This window comes from Paenibacillus sp. J45TS6, assembly GCF_018403285.1.
Taxonomy (GTDB): Bacteria; Bacillota; Bacilli; order Paenibacillales; family Paenibacillaceae; genus Paenibacillus.
Genome location: NZ_BOSJ01000003.1, coordinates 61,698 through 79,578 on the forward strand (window position 1 = coordinate 61,698; position 17,881 = coordinate 79,578).

18 protein-coding genes and 1 riboswitch are annotated in these 17,881 nt (G+C 40.3%); of the genes, 12 read left to right on the forward strand and 6 right to left on the reverse strand.

Translation table 11 applies throughout. From position 1 onward, the window contains the following. Positions 1-11: 11 nt before the first annotated feature. Positions 12-761, forward strand: coding sequence for a DUF4247 domain-containing protein (locus KJS58_RS05360; RefSeq protein ID WP_213531175.1), 750 nt, complete (start codon positions 12-14; stop codon positions 759-761). Between the two features lie 49 nt (positions 762-810). Here KJS58_RS05360 and KJS58_RS05365 read toward each other — a convergent pair whose 3' ends face one another. Further along, entirely contained in the window at positions 811-1,119 is a 309-nt protein-coding gene (locus KJS58_RS05365; protein ID WP_213531177.1) for an HNH endonuclease, read from the reverse strand. 164 nt (positions 1,120-1,283) lie between these two features. On the opposite strand from KJS58_RS05365, the gene KJS58_RS05370 reads away from it, so the two are divergent. Further along, complete coding sequence (locus KJS58_RS05370; RefSeq protein WP_213531179.1) at positions 1,284-2,546, forward strand: molybdopterin molybdotransferase MoeA; 1,263 nt, start codon at positions 1,284-1,286, stop codon at positions 2,544-2,546. A 124-nt stretch (positions 2,547-2,670) separates the two neighbouring features. Here KJS58_RS05370 and xerS read toward each other — a convergent pair whose 3' ends face one another. Then, on the reverse strand, positions 2,671-3,750 hold the full coding sequence (gene xerS / locus KJS58_RS05375; RefSeq protein ID WP_213531181.1) for a tyrosine recombinase XerS: 1,080 nt from the start codon (positions 3,748-3,750) through the stop codon (positions 2,671-2,673). Between the two features lie 148 nt (positions 3,751-3,898). On the opposite strand from xerS, the gene KJS58_RS05380 reads away from it, so the two are divergent. The 3 genes from KJS58_RS05380 to KJS58_RS05390 all read left to right on the forward strand — a co-directional run bounded on the left by KJS58_RS05380 (position 3,899) and on the right by KJS58_RS05390 (position 6,531). After that, entirely contained in the window at positions 3,899-4,381 is a 483-nt protein-coding gene (locus tag KJS58_RS05380; RefSeq protein WP_191799408.1) for a GNAT family N-acetyltransferase, read from the forward strand. Between the two features lie 176 nt (positions 4,382-4,557). Then, the gene (locus KJS58_RS05385) at positions 4,558-5,805 is read left to right on the forward strand and encodes an MDR family MFS transporter (RefSeq protein ID WP_213531183.1); all 1,248 of its coding nucleotides are present in this window, start codon (positions 4,558-4,560) and stop codon (positions 5,803-5,805) included. Continuing rightward, complete coding sequence (locus tag KJS58_RS05390) at positions 5,806-6,531, forward strand: Type 1 glutamine amidotransferase-like domain-containing protein (RefSeq protein WP_213531185.1); 726 nt, start codon at positions 5,806-5,808, stop codon at positions 6,529-6,531. 192 nt (positions 6,532-6,723) lie between these two features. Here the strand turns inward: KJS58_RS05390 and KJS58_RS05395 are convergent, their stop codons facing one another. Next, a complete protein-coding gene (locus KJS58_RS05395; RefSeq protein WP_213531187.1) occupies positions 6,724-7,836 on the reverse strand; it encodes a WG repeat-containing protein in 1,113 nt (370 codons plus the stop codon). Positions 7,837-8,146: 310 nt separating this feature from the next. Between KJS58_RS05395 and KJS58_RS05400 the strand changes: the two genes are divergently transcribed. The 6 genes from KJS58_RS05400 to KJS58_RS05425 all read left to right on the forward strand — a co-directional run bounded on the left by KJS58_RS05400 (position 8,147) and on the right by KJS58_RS05425 (position 12,109). Further along, the gene (locus tag KJS58_RS05400; protein ID WP_213531189.1) at positions 8,147-8,806 is read left to right on the forward strand and encodes a TetR/AcrR family transcriptional regulator; all 660 of its coding nucleotides are present in this window, start codon (positions 8,147-8,149) and stop codon (positions 8,804-8,806) included. Then, complete coding sequence (locus tag KJS58_RS05405; RefSeq protein WP_213531191.1) at positions 8,799-9,533, forward strand: ABC transporter ATP-binding protein; 735 nt, start codon at positions 8,799-8,801, stop codon at positions 9,531-9,533. Before KJS58_RS05400 ends, KJS58_RS05405 begins: the two co-directional genes overlap by 8 nt. A 1-nt stretch (position 9,534) precedes the next feature. Then, positions 9,535-10,224: an ABC transporter permease gene (locus KJS58_RS05410; protein ID WP_249716934.1), complete on the forward strand. Its 690-nt coding sequence runs from the start codon at positions 9,535-9,537 to the stop codon at positions 10,222-10,224. A 43-nt stretch (positions 10,225-10,267) separates the two neighbouring features. Next, on the forward strand, positions 10,268-11,038 hold the full coding sequence (locus KJS58_RS05415) for a DUF4097 family beta strand repeat-containing protein (protein WP_249716983.1): 771 nt from the start codon (positions 10,268-10,270) through the stop codon (positions 11,036-11,038). Between the two features lie 16 nt (positions 11,039-11,054). Continuing rightward, entirely contained in the window at positions 11,055-11,228 is a 174-nt protein-coding gene (locus KJS58_RS05420; protein ID WP_213531197.1) for a hypothetical protein, read from the forward strand. 92 nt (positions 11,229-11,320) lie between these two features. Then, on the forward strand, positions 11,321-12,109 hold the full coding sequence (locus KJS58_RS05425; RefSeq protein WP_213531199.1) for a hypothetical protein: 789 nt from the start codon (positions 11,321-11,323) through the stop codon (positions 12,107-12,109). Positions 12,110-12,385: 276 nt separating this feature from the next. On the opposite strand, the gene KJS58_RS05430 is transcribed toward KJS58_RS05425, so the two are convergent. From KJS58_RS05430 to KJS58_RS05440, 3 genes are all read right to left on the reverse strand, one after another. Then, positions 12,386-13,078 (reverse strand): 4'-phosphopantetheinyl transferase family protein, encoded by a 693-nt coding sequence (locus KJS58_RS05430; RefSeq protein ID WP_283771247.1) that lies wholly within the window; start codon positions 13,076-13,078, stop codon positions 12,386-12,388. A gap of 10 nt (positions 13,079-13,088) precedes the next feature. Beyond that, positions 13,089-14,585, reverse strand: a complete 1,497-nt coding sequence (locus KJS58_RS05435; protein ID WP_213531201.1) for an amidase — start codon at positions 14,583-14,585, stop codon at positions 13,089-13,091. A 106-nt stretch (positions 14,586-14,691) separates the two neighbouring features. Beyond that, entirely contained in the window at positions 14,692-15,642 is a 951-nt protein-coding gene (locus tag KJS58_RS05440; protein ID WP_213531203.1) for a DMT family transporter, read from the reverse strand. A 133-nt stretch (positions 15,643-15,775) separates the two neighbouring features. Next, positions 15,776-15,920: riboswitch (FMN riboswitch) on the reverse strand. 428 nt (positions 15,921-16,348) lie between these two features. Here KJS58_RS05440 and KJS58_RS05445 point away from each other — a divergent pair. After that, positions 16,349-17,737: an amino acid permease gene (locus tag KJS58_RS05445; RefSeq protein WP_213531205.1), complete on the forward strand. Its 1,389-nt coding sequence runs from the start codon at positions 16,349-16,351 to the stop codon at positions 17,735-17,737. Positions 17,738-17,881 lie beyond the last annotated feature (144 nt).

A 17,881-nucleotide genomic window follows, 5' to 3' on the forward strand; every position in this document is an offset into this window, starting at 1 on the left:
AGAGGTTATTCATGAACAAGCGTTTTTGGCACATCTTAAAAATCACACTGGTCCTCAGTTTATTTGTCTCTCTGTTATCAGGCTGCGGCGCACCTGCTGTGAAAGATACGTACCCGCTTGAATCGGTGAACAGCAGTGGTAATTCGACTTCTTATGTATACCGTGCGGCGAATCTTACTGTTCCAGAAGTAGCCGATGAACTGATGGAAGATCGAACTCCGGATGAAGTGTCACCCGTTGATACAGAGCGAATGTTTCTCGTGTATCCGAATGAGCTCTACCATTTGCAGCAAGATCCAGATCAGCCGGAAGATACACTGATCGAGGTTGATTCTAAAGAATATGTACAGCGTAATTATAGTTCCTCTTTCTTACAGGGATATATTACTGCTTCTATTCTGGACAGTATCTTTGATGTAATGCGAGGATCGGGGAATTACAGGGGATACACTTCCTCTAAGACATACAAACCGACTCAGGGACAATACCGAACAGCTACTGACAATGATAAGAAAATTGCCCCGCCGCTAACAACAAAGCGTAGTGGGTCCATTATTCGTAGAGGGCTTGGAGATTCAGCTAACACGAAAAAAACGGACAACGGCAGCATTCTTAATCGGGATACTTCTTCTTCAAGCTCGTCAACTAAAGGGAAGATTGAGAGAGGAAAAAGCAGTGGATCGAGCATTTTTAGCTCACCAAAGAAAAGCACGAGACCGAAGACGAAGTTCGGTTCAGGCCGAATATCAAGGCGAAGATAGAAGAATGGTAAAACCCGGATACCTCGTAGTGTCCGGGTTTTGTGTTTTATCATCTGGCTTTGCGTACATGTCTAGATTTCTTAGATTTAGGAATGACGGTAGCTGGCTGTTTACGTATCCATTTCACGTAGGAGGCAATCTTTGGTGATTGCAGAAGCGCTTCAATTGTAGTCAGTCCGAGTACGACTAACTCTCGATTGGTAAATAAATGATGAATCTGTTTATGGCATGGAATACATAGATCTGCTGTAGGCTTGTCTTTTCCGCCTTCTTCCCGAGGAGTGAGATGATGTACGGTCGTAACCGGGACTTTTCTTTTGCAGAGAGCACAGGTGTGTTCTTCCTTCTGAGATGGCATTGCCTTCACCTCCTTTCGTAGCGTGAGATAAAAAAGCATACAATATGCATGTATAGCTTGATTAATCAAATAGGAGCATTACTTTTCGTACACATCCTCCCTTGCAACGAAGAAGAGATGGAGATACACTTTATTCAAAAGACAGATAAGCAAGGAGAACATATATGAGTAACTATAAGTCAGATCCAAAATTCAACCGAAAAGCCATTCAAGTTGATGCTGCGCAGCAGCTTATCGCAAATAAAGTAAAGTTAATAGATACAGAACAGGTAAGGATCGAGGATGTGCATGGCCGCATTATTGCTCAAGATATAATCGCACCACATCCTTATCCGTTCTTTAGAAGATCGGGAATGGATGGATATGCTGTCCGAAGTGCAGACATTAGCACAGCAAGCAGTGATCAAACAGTTCAACTTACGATCATTGACGAAATTCCCTGCGGTTATTCCTCACAGAAGGAGATTGTGGAAGGAACCGCTGCCCGTATTATGACAGGTGCTGAGGTTCCATTCGGAGCGGATGCCGTTGTTATGCTGGAAGCGACAGAATCGTGCGAGGTAAAAGGAAAACCATATGTAGTATTTAAACGTCCAACAACGCAGGGAGCAAATATTACGCCTGTTGGTCTTGAAGTGTCAGAAGGGGATTTGCTGGTTAAAAAAGGAACTCTGCTGACTGCAGGAGAGATCTCGGTTCTGGCCACGTTTGGTATTCATCAAGTGCCTGTTTTTAGAAAACCTCAAGTGGGGATTTTTGCAACAGGAACCGAATTGCTTGGCATTGAAGAAGAACTAGAGCCAGGGAAAATACGTAACAGCAACAGTTACATGCTACAATCTCAGGTGAGGGAAGCGGGGGGCGAGCCTCATCTACTCGGAGCTATTGTGGATGATTTGAAGCTGGCTCAGCAAAAACTGCAGGAAGCTTTATCAACCTATGATGTGGTCATCACTACGGGTGGTGTATCCGTGGGAGATTATGATATTATGGGAGATCTTGTTCGTCAGGATGAAGTGGAAATGTTATTTAACAAAGTAACGATGCGGCCAGGAAGTGTAACGACGGCAGCATATATTCAGAATAAACTGCTTTTTGCTTTATCGGGTAATCCGGGAGCTTGTTTTGTTGGATTTGAACTTTTTGTTCGTCCAGCACTGCAATTGATGCAAGCCTCAGAACACCCTTATCTCCAGCGGTGGACTGCGTTTTTAGGTTCAGATTATAGCAAAGTTAATAACTTTACGCGTTTTGTTCGGGGAAAATTGGAAGTGAAGAATGGACAAGTGTTTGCTTTCCCGGCCAGAGTAGATGAATCAAGTGTCATGGTAACAATTAAAGACAGTGATTGCCTAATTATCATTCCTCCTGACAAGAAAGGTTTACAAGCAGGAGAGGCAGTGGAAATCTTAAAGCTCGGCAGATGATGATCGAATAGAATCTGTGATGATATCCCTGTAATACCGAATGTGTAATGTGAATAATAAAAGCTGCCCGAAGGGCAGCCTAAAATACGATATATGAAGATGTATCAAGTGAGGGTAGAAAAGTTTAATCAACTCTTCGCTCAATCGCTTCAGACATCGTTTTATCGGTGAGATGCGCGTAAACCTCCGTTGTTTCCGTAGAAGCATGTCCGAGTTGTTCCTTTGTTTTGTAAATATCATTTTGCAAATAATAATCGGTGGCAAAAGAATGCCGTAATTTATGGACCGTTAAATACGGTTTACCAAAGCCTTTTGCATACTTGATAATCATCGCTTGAATCGCACGTTTTGTCATTCGTTTCCCTTCTTTTTGACCATTGGGGACGGTGACAAAAAGTGCTTTTTCTTTTTTGGGAGTGCGATACCGTAGTGTGCGAAGTTCCATATAGTTTAGAAGATCATCTTTAGCCTGTTCCCTATAATAGACGGGATTCTTGAATGTTTCATCGTTATTCCCTTTTCGGTATACGTAGAGGACTTTATTATTCAAATCAAGATCGTCGATGTTCAGATTAACAATCTCTGAGACGCGAAGTCCTGAGTTTAGAATTAAACTGGCAATACAAGCATCACGCTCTTTGTTCATCTCATGGGAATATAGAGCTTGCTTATTTTTCTCCATATCTTTCGCATACCCTTCTAAAATATATCCTATGAACTCGAGAAGTTCATCTTCCTCTAGTATTTTGCCTTTCAACTTTGCTGCCGTATCTTTTGGTTTGTGAACTCGTTTGATTTCGACTTTAGCCATAATATTTCGTTTTAGAAGGGGGTAAAATTCTTCATCTTCGGCAATTTGGCTCAGATAGTGGAACAAAGACCGGAGCGAAGATAATTTACGGGACACGGTGATGCGGGAGTTTGCCCCTTCTCTTTTGGTCGTCAGATAAATACGATATCCCGTTATACTGTCCATGCGCAGCATCTCAAGTTCTTTTAATGTTACTCCGGCATTTGATTCGGCTTCAGACAGACCTTCAGCCCGGAGCCAAGTGAAGAACGTATCATAATCTCGGACATACTCCAGCAGCGTGGAAGGAGATAGGTCTGGTAGTTTGTAATCAATGAATTGCTGAACATACCAGGGCATGGTGACTACACGTTCATCCAGTTTACGACGATCGGTTTCCTTTTGAATATTCATATTTCGTACGCCCCTTATATTTCTATTGTCTTCTTTAGGAGTAAGAACAAGTGTCCTTATTTTACCACATTCGCTAGGGTTATGACTTGCTCGGCCCGTGGCAAAGCTTTATAGTTATTTTATATGAAGAAAATAGAGGTGTTATGATATGGAACTAAGCCTCATTATGGTACCGCGCGAACAAAAACAAGTCATTCGTCATCTTATGCAATTCTATCTATATGATTTTACGAAGTATCTTGATATTGATGTTGATCGTTATGGTGTTTTTCCTGACTATCCGAATCTTGATGATTACTGGAGTCATACGGACAAGTATCCTTTTCTCATTAAAAATGGCTCTTCTCCCGCAGGTTTTGCACTTGTGGACAAGCTTTCTGGTAAAAAGGATGGCGACTTTTATATGACTGAGTTTTTTGTCATGCAAAAATATCGCCGCAGCGGAGTAGGAACTTGGGCAGCAAATGAACTATTCAGCCGCTTTCAAGGGGAATGGAAGGTTTCACAGGTTAGAACGAATATGGTAGCCCAAGCCTTCTGGCGTAAAGTGATTGGCGGTTATACCAATGGGCAGTTTCGGGAGAAATTTCATCCAGAATCGGGCAACCCAAGTCAACACTTTGTAACCTAAAGATGAGTATAAAATAAGGAGATTTTCTTTGACAGGTAGGCTGTTAAAGGAAATCTTTTTTTTGGTTCATAACGGTAATATTTATTGACACCTGTTAAAATATCTGGAATGATATGTATTATTTTCAGGTATTGCTATAGCGAGTAACCGTACGTTTCAAAGACACAGGAGGCAGCATGAATAAACATTTGAAAGAGATTCACCCGCTTGCTTGGACAATCATCATCGGCACAATTTTTGGTAGAATGGCTACGTCGATGAGTATTCCTTTTTTATCGATTTATTTAATTAAGACAATGGGGGCTTCACCAGTTGAAACCGGTATGGTGGTCGCGGTAAGTTCACTGATCGGCGTGTTTGCGAGTTTCTATGGAGGCTACATATCTGACCGAATCGGACGAAGAAAAGTACTTATTTTTTCTATTTTCAGCTGGGCAATTGTGTTTATCGGATTTGCAGCAGCGAATCAAATTTGGATGTTTTTTGTAATGAATGCGTTAAACGGTTTATGCCGTGCTGTTTTTGAACCTACATCAAGAGCCATGTTATCTGATATTACAAAACCGGAAAATAAACTCCTCGTATTTAATCTGCGGTATGCTGCGATTAATCTCGGTGTTGTCATTGGACCGCTGATTGGATTACAGATGGGTTCAGCTGAATCGGGAGTTCCTTTTCTCATTGCTGGCGCAGTTTATATTTTGTATGGAATCGTACTTATCATTCAATTTGCATTACAATCTGAGCAAGTGAAGTTACCATCCGAGGACGGTGGATCCAAGGTATCTTTAAGAGAGGCGTTTACCGTTACAAGCAGGGATCGAACTTTCATCTATGTACTTATCGGTTCTATGTTCTGTGTACTTGGATTTGGGCATTTCAGTTCCACATTAGCACAGTACCTTGAACTCAGCCCACAATTTGAAGATGGAGCGCAGTTGTTTACTTACATGCTGTCATTGAATGCCGTAGTTGTTCTGATCGTTCAATATCCTCTCGTTCGAACGTTCCGTAAACTGCCTCCTGCTGTGTCACTTATGGTAGGTAATGTTTTCGTGGCAGGAAGTTTTATATTGTTCGGAATGTGGGATTCTTGGTGGGCAATGTTAGCTGGTGTCGTTATATTTACCATTGGTGAAGTGTTGATGTTCACTTTGATGGACTTATTGGTCGATCGCATTGCAAAACCGGAGCTCAAGGGCACATATTTCGGAATGATGGGGTTCAATAATTTAGGAAATGTACTAGCACCGCTGATTGGCGGAGCGTTACTTACTCATTTTACAGCGGAACAGCCGTTATACATATTTATCCCTATAGTACTTATGACAGTATGCGGCATTCCTTTTTTACTATTAGCTCATGTCAGGCTCGAACATCAGGACAAGCACAAGGTTAATCATACCGTAAAGGAGGCTACATAGATGACATCTCAAATCATTGCAATGGGCGGTGGAGGTTTCTCCATGGAACCAGATAATCCGCTGCTAGATAAATATATTTTAGACCAATCTGTTTCTGATAAGCCAAAAATATGTTTTCTACCTACGGCCAGCGGAGATGCAGCGGGGTATGTGAAGAGATTCTATGAGGCTTTTGATCAACATTGCTGTATCCCATCCCATTTATCCTTATCCTCTCCGCCATGCCGGAATATAGAGGATTTTGTTCTGGACAAGGATATTATCTATGTAGGGGGAGGGAGTACTAAAAATTTACTTACTTTATGGAAAGAGTGGGGGCTTGATCAGATTCTCACAACCGCTTGGAAACAAGGTATTGTCCTTGCAGGTCTTAGTGCTGGATCTCTCTGTTGGTATGAAGAAGGAATTACAGACTCCAATCAGGGAGGTTACTCTTCTATTCGTTGTCTTGGGTTACTTCCAGGAAGTCATAGCCCGCATTATGATGACATGGATAGCGGAGAGTATACTTATAAACCGGCTTATCGCAAGTTAGTGGAGGCAGGAGAACTCAAGCAGGGTGTAGCTGCGGATAATGGGACAGCGCTTCATTACATAGGAACGGATCTGTATAAAGTAGTAAGCTCTAGACGGAATGCATTTGCCTATCAAGTATCGCGCACAGAGGGTGGTTTATTAGAGAAAAAAATAGAACCTCATTTTCTTGGAAATGAAAAGAAAATCTGAAAATATGCGCAGCCTTCAGCATCGCGGATTTTGGATTTCATTAGTAACAAGAGCACCTTAAACGGGAAAGAATAACCTCTTAAGGTGCTCTTTGAATCTGTTCCTTTTGAAGACACGTTACCATGAGATACTTGTGATGTGTTTTTCATCTTTCTGATCATATTCTTGCTGGTATCCAGAGCACTCTCTAGTTCATTTAGTAATTATCCGTTTTTTAAGAATAACCGACTTACTTGGGGATGTAACAGCTATAGCGTACCCTCCATTAAAGGAAGAAGATTCTGCTCTATACTCAAGTTTAGTTAATAAGTTGCCATAACGATCAATATAACCGAACTTACCATCTGAGTTTGTTCCGATTCCCACTAAAGCGATTCCTTCTTTGAAATTAGATGCGTTGTTGTATTCTTGGTAACCAATGACCAACTTCCCTTTTTTATTGATAAACCCGACTTTACCACTTGAGTTGTATACGACCGCTAGTCCCTCGCTAAAATCACTTGCATTGTCATATCGAAAAGGGATGATGACCTTACCCTTCTTATTAATAAATCCCCATTTACCTTTGTTGTTCTGCACGGATGCTAATCCTTCAGAGAAACTACCACCTGATTTATATTGAAAAGGAATAATAACTTTGCCAGAAGTATCAATATACCCGTACTGTCCTTTATTATTTTGAACAAGGGAGAAACCTTCGGAAAACCCTCGAGCATAGGTGTAATCAAAAGGAATTGTCAATTCACCGAGTGTATTAATGAATCCATTTTTATTACTTTTCGGATCAGTTGCCATAGCAAGGCCATTGCTAAAATAAAAATCGGAATCATATTTTTTTGGGAAATGAGAAATGATTTTTCCTGTTCTGTCTATAAGTTCCTGTTGATTCGTATTTGCTAAGGTTACATGAGATACGCCCTCAGAAAAATAGCCAGCTTCGGTAAACTGACAAGGAATCGCTAATTTCCCCTTTGTATTAATATAGCCATAGAGTTTTGTTTCTTTATTTTGTACCAAAGCTCGTTGTTCGTAAAAATCACTCATCGGTTTGATATTATCTGGGAGATGGAAAGCTTTATTTCCTTTAGTATTGTTGTATATTAGAGTTCCATCTGATTGTTCGGATAGTAACAAACCATTATGAAAGCTTCCATCACTTTGAGGCCTAGCGATATTGTGATCCAAGAATGTCTTTGAAACTTCGATTTTTGTTTTTAGGATCTTGGTAGCTGCTGAACTCGGTTCTGAAAATGTGACATTCGTGAAGCTTAAGAGCAGTAATGCTAAGCATAATTTTCTAATCATTTTGATAGCTCCTTCGTTTTATTTTAATAATATATAGATTTCAAAAATCACTTGTTGTAATACAAACACATCAAATGTAAAAAAGTTTATTTATTTGTAGGATTCATCACAGTTAAGTACAAGGGCGAAAAGGATAACCAAATTAAAATATATATCCTAGTTATATTCGACTCCTGAGTTTATTAAAAGAAAGTAAAAGAGCTGTAGAGATACAGTTCTTTTTTATGTTTATTTTTACTTTTATTGACATTATATGGTTCGTATTTTATTATAGATACCAACGGTCGGTATTAAAAAGAGGGAGGCTAATATGGCTAGAAATAAATATCCAGAACAGACATTGGAGCAAATCCTTGCAGTCTCATCCAAACTGTTTACGGAAAAAGGATTCGAGAAAACAAGCATACAAGATATTATTGATGAACTTGGAATGTCCAAAGGGGCTATTTATCATCATTTCAAATCGAAAGAAGACATCCTTGATGCGGTGATGAACAAACAATTCAGTTATGCTGCAAAGATACTGGATGATCTAATCCAAAATACTCAAGCCTCAAATGCGCGCGAGAAATTAGTTGTGATTTTAGAACAAATCGTAGCTGATCCAGACGCCCATTCCCTGGACGGAGTACTGAGTACACAGATTAAGAATCCGCAATTTGTAGTGACAGGTATTCAGGAAGGTGTGAAAAAAGATGCCCCGATTATTGCAAGAATTATGATGGAGGGAAAAGAGGATGGATCCATCACCACGGATTTTCCAATAGAGTGTGCTGAGGTCTTTATGCTACTCGTGAATATTTGGATAAATCCACTATTGTTTGGACGGGAGCATGAGGAAACTGTGGATCGATTACATTTTTTACAACACATGTTGAGGGTTCTGGGTGCAGATATTGTCAGTGATCAATTGCTTCATAAAATTACGGAACGTCATTCGGATATTGCAGGATACAGTTCGGATGAGTAGTAACTTTGCAGTAAAAACAGAGGGTTTATCGAAGTTTTTTTTAGATAAGGAAGTGATTCAATCCTGCAGAATGTCTGTTCCTGAAGGAGTTATCTATGGATTTTTAGGACCAAATGGTGCTGGAAAAACAACGGTAATGAAGATTTTACTTGGATTACTTACCCCAACGGCTGGAAAAGTAGAAGTGTTAGGCATGGACGTAACGGAAGAGAGAAATAAAATCTTAACGCAAGTTGGCAGCCTAATTGAAGTTCCCGTTTTTTTTGAACATCTCTCTGCTGAGGAGAACTTAAGCTTGCATCTTGCTTATATGAATGTGGAAGAGGCAGATATATCCAAGGCGTTGCAAATGGTAGGTCTCGTGGGGACCGGTTCTAAGCCTGTATCTAAATTTTTTTTAGGGATGCGCCAGCGACTTGCAATTGCAAGATCATTCATTCATCATCCTAAACTTCTCATTCTTGACGAACCTATTAGTGGGCTTGATCCTGTCGCTGTTCGAGAGATGAGAAACCTGTTTCTTACTCTAGTGCACGACCATGGTATGACCATTCTTTTATCCAGTCATATCATTTCAGAGATCGAACATATTGCAGATATCGTAGGGATTATTACAGAAGGAAGAGTAGAGAGGGAAATGCCTCTAGCGGACATCAAGACTCAGTTTGAAAATGGCCTGGAAGACTACTTTTTTGATATCGTGAGCGGAGGTAACCAGTTTGCTTAGGATGATGAAATTGGAGATGAAAAGAAATCATCTTGGCTCTTATGTTACGGCTAGTATCATTTTTGGAATTGTACTTATTGGTTTTATGTATTTTGTTGCCTATGTTGCGCAGGTGGAGAATGAACCGGATTTTCAGACTTACCCCAATATTTTTTTATTCACTACCATCGTCAGTATGATTGTGTTTTCCGTTTTGTCTTCTGTAATGTATTCACGATTTGTAATTGAGGAATATAGCGGTACAAGATTAGTGCTTTTGTTCTCATATCCAGTCAATCGGAAAAAAGTACTTCTGGCTAAAGTGGGAATAGTGGTCTTATTTACTACGGTTGCCATGATCATCTGTAATATTCCAGCAGTTCTGATTTTTAGTCTAACGGAGTCATTTATACCTATCGTAAGTGACACACTTTCAATTGGACTATTGATGTCCATAATTAAAATGATCCTTGTACTGTCTATCAGCGTAAATGGTATTTGCATCATCGCCATGAGAATTGGTTTTGTAAAAAAGTCTATACCCACAACAATGGTTACCTCTTTCATTCTATCTGCAGTATATGCAAATGCCATGATAGGAAGTTTTGGAAATGATGCTATCCTGTTTTCCCTGTTAACCCTCGTCGTTGCAGTGAGTACCTTTATACTTTGGGAATTGATGAACAAGGTGAACAGCATGGAGATCGATTGATAAAACAAAAACGTTTTATTATAGGAGTGATCGTGTGTCTTTAATGAGTGAATTTGAGATACGAAAAGAACAAACGATCCATGATTCAGTTAGCCATTTGATGATTGATTGGCTTTCAGATGACATTCGAATTTTTACCACGGAGTTAAACGATATTCGGATTGTTCAAAAAGCCAGTAACAAATTTCCTGAAAGTAGACTTTTTAATACAGACATCAGGTCTGATGAACTGCGGATTGTTGATGGTAGAAAAGAAGCGATAAGGATTGGGTTTCAATTTCGTTCTACGATACTGGAAATATATCTTCCTGAGAAGGTATGGAACTCGGTGAACCTCACAACAGTTGGTGGCCGGGTGTATTTTAAAGAAGTGAGTGCTATGAATTGTAAGTGCCGAATCACATCTGGGAGAGCGGAGTTATCAGGGAATATACAAGAATTGGATCTAGGCATTGTAGGTTCTAGTGTTATTGGAGAGAAGTTAATCGTTGATAAGCTGCATATCAATTCAACTTCATCTAAATTGGAACTTACAGGTGAATTCTCAGAGATCGATTCGTCTAACAAGGGAAGAGGGATGACAATTCGATCCCGGATTGTACCCGAAAGAATCCGCTGTGTAGGAACGGGAGCAAGGGTTATCATCACTATTCCTGATAATGACGGCTTTATTTTTAAGTTTAAAAAGGTATCAGGCAATTTCAAAAGTGATTTTCCCTTAATTTCGGAGGGGAAACAATATACTTATTTAGAAGCAAGAAGGAGCTACAGCGCTGAGGTTAGAGGAGGAGAGTTTTCATTAAGGAAACATTGAAGGGGGATAAGAAGAGATGGCGGGATTTATTGTAGGAACAAGTTTAGCGGTACTTATATTGGTTACGGGAATCGTGGGTCTGCTGATCAGTAAGCAAAAGAGAAAGAAGAACACATGGGCGTGGTGGTTCATCTTGTTTGGATGCTGTGCAATCATAAGTGCATTTATTAACGCAGGTGGTTTAACTTAATCGTCCAAGTTAGAGCTAATTCCATTATTTTGAAAATAATTTCGCTTGTACTATACTAAGATGTATAGGTGAGTTTATTGGGAGGTTTAATCTTGAAAAAAATACTCAAAATAATGTTAGCTTTCACATTAGTTTCTCCTGTTTTTCAATTCAATCAACACTTTAGCAATGAAGCTAAAGCACAAATGGTAACACAAATGGTAACACAAATGGTAACAAATGATAACTCTTCATATTTCATAACGAAAGAAAAGCCTAGCAAAAAAGAAACAAAAAACAAGATTGTATTTGAACAGGATAACGTAAGTGTAATAGCTACTAAGAAGAAGTCGGCTAATCCTCCATCTGACACCCTGATAGATTCTGTAGAGATCATAAATGGGACTCAAAACTATACTATAAATTTCACAGATGAGTTTGATACCATTAATTCAATTTCCATATCCCCAACCCAAAAATTTCTTGCGCTACAAGCAGGGAGTCTCGGCTACAACAAATTATATGTCATTAATCTCAAAGATGGTTCTTACGAACTGATTAATAGTATGGTGAAAAGTTCGAAACCAGTTGAAACCGTGACTGCTTACAAGTGGTCTCCTAATGGTCAAAAGCTTGCCTTTTCGTATGGAGATCCCTCATTAAGTAGAATAGCAATCTATAATGTGTTTTATAATACATTTACTTATGTACCAAGAGAAACAAGAACGATTTCTACTGCATTTATACTTTGGGACAAAAAAGGTTCATTCATTGATTATGCAAGTAGTGAGTATCCATCTGATCTCTATAAGTTATTTAGATATTCTTTTGACACGAAGAAAAATAAAGTTGTAAAAAAACTAAACGCTAATGAACTCGCACAAATGAATACATTAAATTAATAATTAAGTAAATTAAAAGCAAGCTAAGGAAATGGGGCACTATATCTGAGGATGGATTTATTAATAATGTTTAATTGATTTTAAGTACTCAGTAACAGATATCGTTAAACATCGCTGTGAGAGGAAGTAAAGAGACTGGTATAGTACACCAATATCAACACATACGTAAACATAAACATAAACGTAAACGTATGTGTAATTTAAATAGGCGTAGTGCAAGGGACTCCACCCTCTGCACTACGCCTATCTTTTTAATCATGCTTCCGCTTACTATTTTCAAATAACTGAAATCAGTTTGTCCCAACGAATGGTTTCGATTTTTTCGGGAAAGACCGGATCGCGCCCACATACGGCAAGAGCATATCCGGGGTCAATCCTATATTGCTTAAAATCCCAGCTGGTATCCGGTTTACCCGAACGATAGAACTTTATTTTATTATGCTCCTGAAATTCAAATGAGAATGAGTCAAGCGGAATCGAGAGCCCCGCACCTTCTGCTTTAATATAACTTTCTTTTAGCGTCCACAGATCGTAAAAAAGAGATTGCTGTTGTTCCTCGTTTTGTTCTTGAAGCAGGCTGACTTCAGTAGGTGAAAAGAAGCGCTCTGCAATAGATATCTCTATGGGATTAGCGGCCGACTCAATATCGATCCCAACCGGATTATAATCAAAAGCGGCTACGACCCAATCTCCAGAATGAGAGATATTATAGTGACATGAACGATATTCTGCAAGTTCCGGTTTACCATAAGCATTATATTTCTTAACAAGCCCAGAGGGGGGAATTCCCCACCGCTCCAAAGCATATCTTTGCAAAAGGAGTTCACCGCAAAGGGTGCGCAGCTGATCTTCAGGCTGACGAAACTTCTGAATCTTAGCTCGCAGCTGAGGGTTCATTAAAGGTATGATTCGCATCCAGTCTATACCCGAATCTAATATTGGACGGAGATGCACAGACCAGATATCCATTTGTCACGTCCTATTCATTTTTCAACATGGGATTGTCCATGAGATCTACCCAAAGCGATGAATTTTCGAGTAAGGAAGCTAAGGTGAATAACTCATTCTCATGCCCCTTTGCGGCCATCACTTGAACGCCAACGGGCAGTCCTGACTCTGTTAGATGGATAGGAAGGCTCATCGCTGGATTGCCTGTAAGATTAGCTAACTGTGTAAACGGAGTATAGGTCAAGCTTGGAAGGAACATTTCATAGATAAGTTCCTGTTGTTTAGCCTTTGATAAATCGCTCACGGAAAGCAAGTGCTGGGTCTGTTCTGGTCCAGGCGTAAGTTCTCCCACAAGCGGTGCTGGATAGGCATTGGTTGGTGTAATGTAAAAATCGTAACGATCATAAATCGTACCCATCTGAGCAGCAGCGACATCCCATTCCGCTAAACTGTGGACAAATTCGGCAGCAGATAACTTACGGCCTGCTTCAAGCAGAACCCATCCTTCGATTTCGATATCTTCTGCAGTAATGGATCTTCCAAGTCCGCGTTCCATGCCAAGAACCATAGCCGCCATTTCACCGCTGTTCATCATGTAATAGTTCTCCATCAGACGGACCCCATTGACAGGGCTCAGCTTTTCTTCAACAACATGTCCTTCAGATTCTAAAAAGCGAACCAGTTTATGTACCGCTTCAATAGCATCTTCACTCACAGGTGTACCTACAGGTGAGGTGGTGGTATATGCAATACGGTATTTACGTTTAAGCGGCGCATACATATCTTCGAGATAACGTCCCGGATAAAGGGGAACTTGAAAAGCAGCTTCATTCTGAATGACTTGGAGTACATCGAGAAGAGCAGCACTGTCTCTGACCGTCTTGGATAATGCAAAATCAATAGAGGCTCCTTGCCATTGTCTACCCACACCAGGGCCAACCGGTGTACGTCCTCGGGTAGGTTTAAGTCCAAAGAGTCCGCTAAATGATGCAGGGATACGAATGGATCCTCCGCCATCACTAGCCCCAGCGATCGGAACCATTCCAGACGCAACAGCCGCTGCGGAACCTCCGCTGGAACCGCCAGGGGAGTGCATGGTGTTCCATGGATTCCGAGCGGGTCCATGCAGCTTTGGTTCGGTAATATTTTTGAGGCCAAATTCCGGTGTATTGGTATGCCCGATCGGAATAAAGCCGGCTTTTCTTAACTTGGCAACAAAATGAGAATCATATAAAGGTTTGTGCTGTTTAAACAGCTTAGAACCAGAGGTGAGCGGTTCACCGGCAATGGCTTGGGAAATATCTTTTAACAAAATAGGAACGCCTGCAAAAGGTTGCTCCATAATGCTCACCTGTTCAGCCTCTTTCAAAGCTTGTTCATATCTTGTATGTACTACGGCATTTACTTTTGTGTTTTGTTTTTCTACTTGTTCTATTGCAGCTTGAACTAACTCGGCAGGTGAAGTTTCCCGGTCTCTGATGAGCTGAGCAAGTCCTACGGCATCATAGGAAGTGTACTGGTTTTTCATGTCAATCATCCCTTTCTGATTATGATTTTACCATACGCAAGAGCGTTGTCGTTATCTCATACATAAAAAAGCCATGTCCAGAAGACATGGCAGGATGGGACCTTTATTAGTTTATAGAAAGTTGGTTCTGATTCGTCTGTTGCTGACGCGTTAGGATAAATAGAACGGACCATATAAAGATAAAGCCTACGAGCTGAGCCAGTGTAATCATTTCACCAAAAGCAAGCCAGTTTACAATAATACCTGTCATCGGAAAACTGAGTTCAGCGAGTGTAGCCATAGATGCTTTTGTTGAAGATAAACCTTTATAGTACAGAAGCAGACTCAGTAGTCCTGGCAGTAAAGCTTGCGCAAGAAGATTTATAATAATACTGGTAAGTGCAGGACCTGATTGAGGAAGATTGGTTACTCCACCTTCGATCCATGTCATTCCAACAAGCAAAGGAATTGCGAATACATACCGGATTGAAGTAACGGTACTATACTGGATCTGTCCAAGGAGCAGACGGCCCATTACTGTAGAACCGCCCCATAGAGCAGCTGCTAAAAGTGACAAGATGCTCCCAATTTTGAGCCATTCGGTTCCCTCACCAAAAGGTAAGTGAAATCCAAAGGTAAGTAGATACGTACCGATGATCGCTATGGTAAACAGAGCGCCAAACTTTTGTGGCAATGTTTCCTTAAGGATCAATTTTGCTAAAAGAATAGCAAAGATAGGTTGCATTTTTTGCAGCAAGATTACTGCATTTAAATCACCGTTTGTCAGTGCCATCGTGAAGATAACAGACGCAAGTGCAGATCCACCCCATGAAATAAATAACATGGCAAGGTAGTGCTTTAGCTTCAAGTGTTTCAATTCATGACGATTCTTCCAAAGGATCGGACCTGCAACAAGACATACGAGTAAATGTTCTACGAGAACAACTTGCATCGAAGTCAGATGTTCTAACAAGTTGATACGAAACAGGGGACTTATTCCCCATAAAGCTGCCCCAAGGGCAACCAGCCAAAAACCAGTCGAACTTGAATTTCTTTTTGCGTGGGTAGTGTTTTCCATCATCAAACTCCTCCATCGAATTTGAAAATGGTATCTTCAGTTAACAAAACCCCTATCATCTCAGCATTTTGCATGCCAAAAACAATAGGGGTTGATCAAACAAACATGCGAAATAACACGGCACGTTGCGATATTTGATCTTCTCTCATCCGGACTGTACCGTCGGCTTTGGAATTTCACCAAATCAGTCAATCTTCTATAATAAGAAAATTGAGTCGCGGGCTTCGCTAAAAAGCGTCACCGCCGGTTGGGAATTTCACCCTACCCCGAAGATCCATTATTCAATTAGCTGATATATTTTAGTAAGTAAATGAGTTGTTGTAACTCTGTAGCTGTTATCATAATACAGGAAGCGCTATCACAGCAAGTACTTTTTTTATAGACACCTATACTTACTAAAATCTTCTATTCATATAAGTTAAGCGCTCATCAAAATCGGTCGCATCATCAGCTTACATCATCCTGAATTTCATTATACACAGGAATAGATAATTTTGTGATTGATATGTACCTTTTACGGACCTACACAGCGTCTTTTTTATGCTGGAAATAGCGTAATACTAGTGGAAATGGAAGATTGAGTAAGTGGAGTATAGTAATTTGCTTATTCCTTTTCATTGACAGGGTCATTTCATATTTAGATAATAAAACAGCATTGCTATGAAACTTACGAATAGTAGGGCAACTTACATCTAGGAGTGACTTTATGGATTTATTACGTAAGAAACATTTTGACCCCAATCAAAAAACGGATAACAATCTAAAGAAATCGCTGGGCCCTTTTGATCTGACCGTCCTTGGAATAGGGGCGATTATCGGAACGGGTGTCTTTGTCGTTACGGGAACTGCTGCCGCAGATAATGCCGGTCCAGCACTCGTTATTTCATTTGTTGTTGCTGCCCTGGTATGTATTCTTGCAGCACTTTGTTATTCTGAACTAGCTTCAACGGTAACGATATCCGGCAGTGCCTATGCATACAGTTACGCCGCTTTTGGTGAAGTGTTTGGCTGGTTAATGGGTTGGGCTCTTGTACTCGAGTACGGTTTAGCTGCCGCTTCTGTTGCGAGTGGGTGGTCTGCCTATGTGCAAGGACTATTAGCTGGTTTTAATATCCATTTGCCTGCTGCATTGTCTGGAGCATTTAATGCAGCCTCAGGACAAATTGTGGATTTACCGGCCGTTATTATTATCTTGCTAATTTGTTTGCTATTAACAAGAGGCGCGAAAGAAACGGCTAGATTTAATGCGTTTATGGTGTTTGTTAAAATAGCTGTCATTCTCATATTTGTCATCGTTGGAGCTTTTTACGTGAAACCGGATAACTGGACACCGTTTATTCCATTCGGATATTCAGGGATTCTGAGCGGTGCTGCGCTAGTGTTTTTTGCCTATATTGGTTTCGATGCTGTAGCAACCGCGGCGGAAGAAGTTAAGAACCCACAGCGAGATCTGCCGATCGGTATTATTGCTTCACTATTAGTGTGTACGTTACTCTATGTAATTGTTGTTGTAGTCCTGACAGGCATGGTACCTTATACAGAACTTAGTGTAGCTGATCCGGTAGCCTTTGCACTTCGGTTCGTTCAGCAAGATTTTGCAGCAGGACTCATATCGCTTGGGGCGATTGCTGGAATAACAACCGTTTTACTTGTACTGTTATTCAGTCAAACAAGACTCTTATTCGCCATTTCTCGTGATGGACTGCTTCCTAGATTTTTATCCAAAGTAGATGAAAAGAGACAGACTCCTGTTCGAAGTACTTGGATGGTTGGACTTGTTATTGCCTTGTTATGCGGATTCCTTCCACTTGATAAACTGGCAAGTCTGACAAATATGGGCGCATTATTCGCTTTTGCTATCGTATCTTTAGGTGTAATTGGATTGCGTAAAGCAAGACCGGACCTTAAGCGAGGCTTTACGGTTCCGTGGGTACCATTTCTTCCTTTGTTAAGTGCTGGTTGTTGTTTCCTGCTCATGTTCCAATTAGACATTTGGACCTGGATGGGATTCATCCTTTGGATGATCGTAGGACTTCTTATTTATTTATTCTACGGATACTCGCATAGTGAACTTGGTGAAAACAATCCTAAATAAACCATTTTTTCTAGATAAATATACTGATTTTAAGAAGCTTTCGGCTATTGCCGGAAGTTTTTTTATTTATCACAGAGGAAACCATTTCAGTTGTGAAATGGATTCAGACAAGTAACAGATTTGACTCTCATTCAAAACAAATTA

Coding starts and splice junctions, on each gene's coding strand:
- KJS58_RS05360 (WP_213531175.1), top strand. CDS start 12: ATGAACAAGCGTTTTTGGCACATCTTAAAAATCACACTGGTCCTCAGT.
- KJS58_RS05365 (WP_213531177.1), bottom strand. CDS start 1,119: ATGCCATCTCAGAAGGAAGAACACACCTGTGCTCTCTGCAAAAGAAAA.
- KJS58_RS05370 (WP_213531179.1), top strand. CDS start 1,284: ATGAGTAACTATAAGTCAGATCCAAAATTCAACCGAAAAGCCATTCAA.
- xerS (WP_213531181.1), bottom strand. CDS start 3,750: ATGAATATTCAAAAGGAAACCGATCGTCGTAAACTGGATGAACGTGTA.
- KJS58_RS05380 (WP_191799408.1), top strand. CDS start 3,899: ATGGAACTAAGCCTCATTATGGTACCGCGCGAACAAAAACAAGTCATT.
- KJS58_RS05385 (WP_213531183.1), top strand. CDS start 4,558: ATGAATAAACATTTGAAAGAGATTCACCCGCTTGCTTGGACAATCATC.
- KJS58_RS05390 (WP_213531185.1), top strand. CDS start 5,806: ATGACATCTCAAATCATTGCAATGGGCGGTGGAGGTTTCTCCATGGAA.
- KJS58_RS05395 (WP_213531187.1), bottom strand. CDS start 7,836: ATGATTAGAAAATTATGCTTAGCATTACTGCTCTTAAGCTTCACGAAT.
- KJS58_RS05400 (WP_213531189.1), top strand. CDS start 8,147: ATGGCTAGAAATAAATATCCAGAACAGACATTGGAGCAAATCCTTGCA.
- KJS58_RS05405 (WP_213531191.1), top strand. CDS start 8,799: ATGAGTAGTAACTTTGCAGTAAAAACAGAGGGTTTATCGAAGTTTTTT.
- KJS58_RS05410 (WP_249716934.1), top strand. CDS start 9,535: ATGATGAAATTGGAGATGAAAAGAAATCATCTTGGCTCTTATGTTACG.
- KJS58_RS05415 (WP_249716983.1), top strand. CDS start 10,268: ATGAGTGAATTTGAGATACGAAAAGAACAAACGATCCATGATTCAGTT.
- KJS58_RS05420 (WP_213531197.1), top strand. CDS start 11,055: ATGGCGGGATTTATTGTAGGAACAAGTTTAGCGGTACTTATATTGGTT.
- KJS58_RS05430 (WP_283771247.1), bottom strand. CDS start 13,078: ATGGATATCTGGTCTGTGCATCTCCGTCCAATATTAGATTCGGGTATA.
- KJS58_RS05435 (WP_213531201.1), bottom strand. CDS start 14,585: ATGAAAAACCAGTACACTTCCTATGATGCCGTAGGACTTGCTCAGCTC.
- KJS58_RS05440 (WP_213531203.1), bottom strand. CDS start 15,642: ATGGAAAACACTACCCACGCAAAAAGAAATTCAAGTTCGACTGGTTTT.
- KJS58_RS05445 (WP_213531205.1), top strand. CDS start 16,349: ATGGATTTATTACGTAAGAAACATTTTGACCCCAATCAAAAAACGGAT.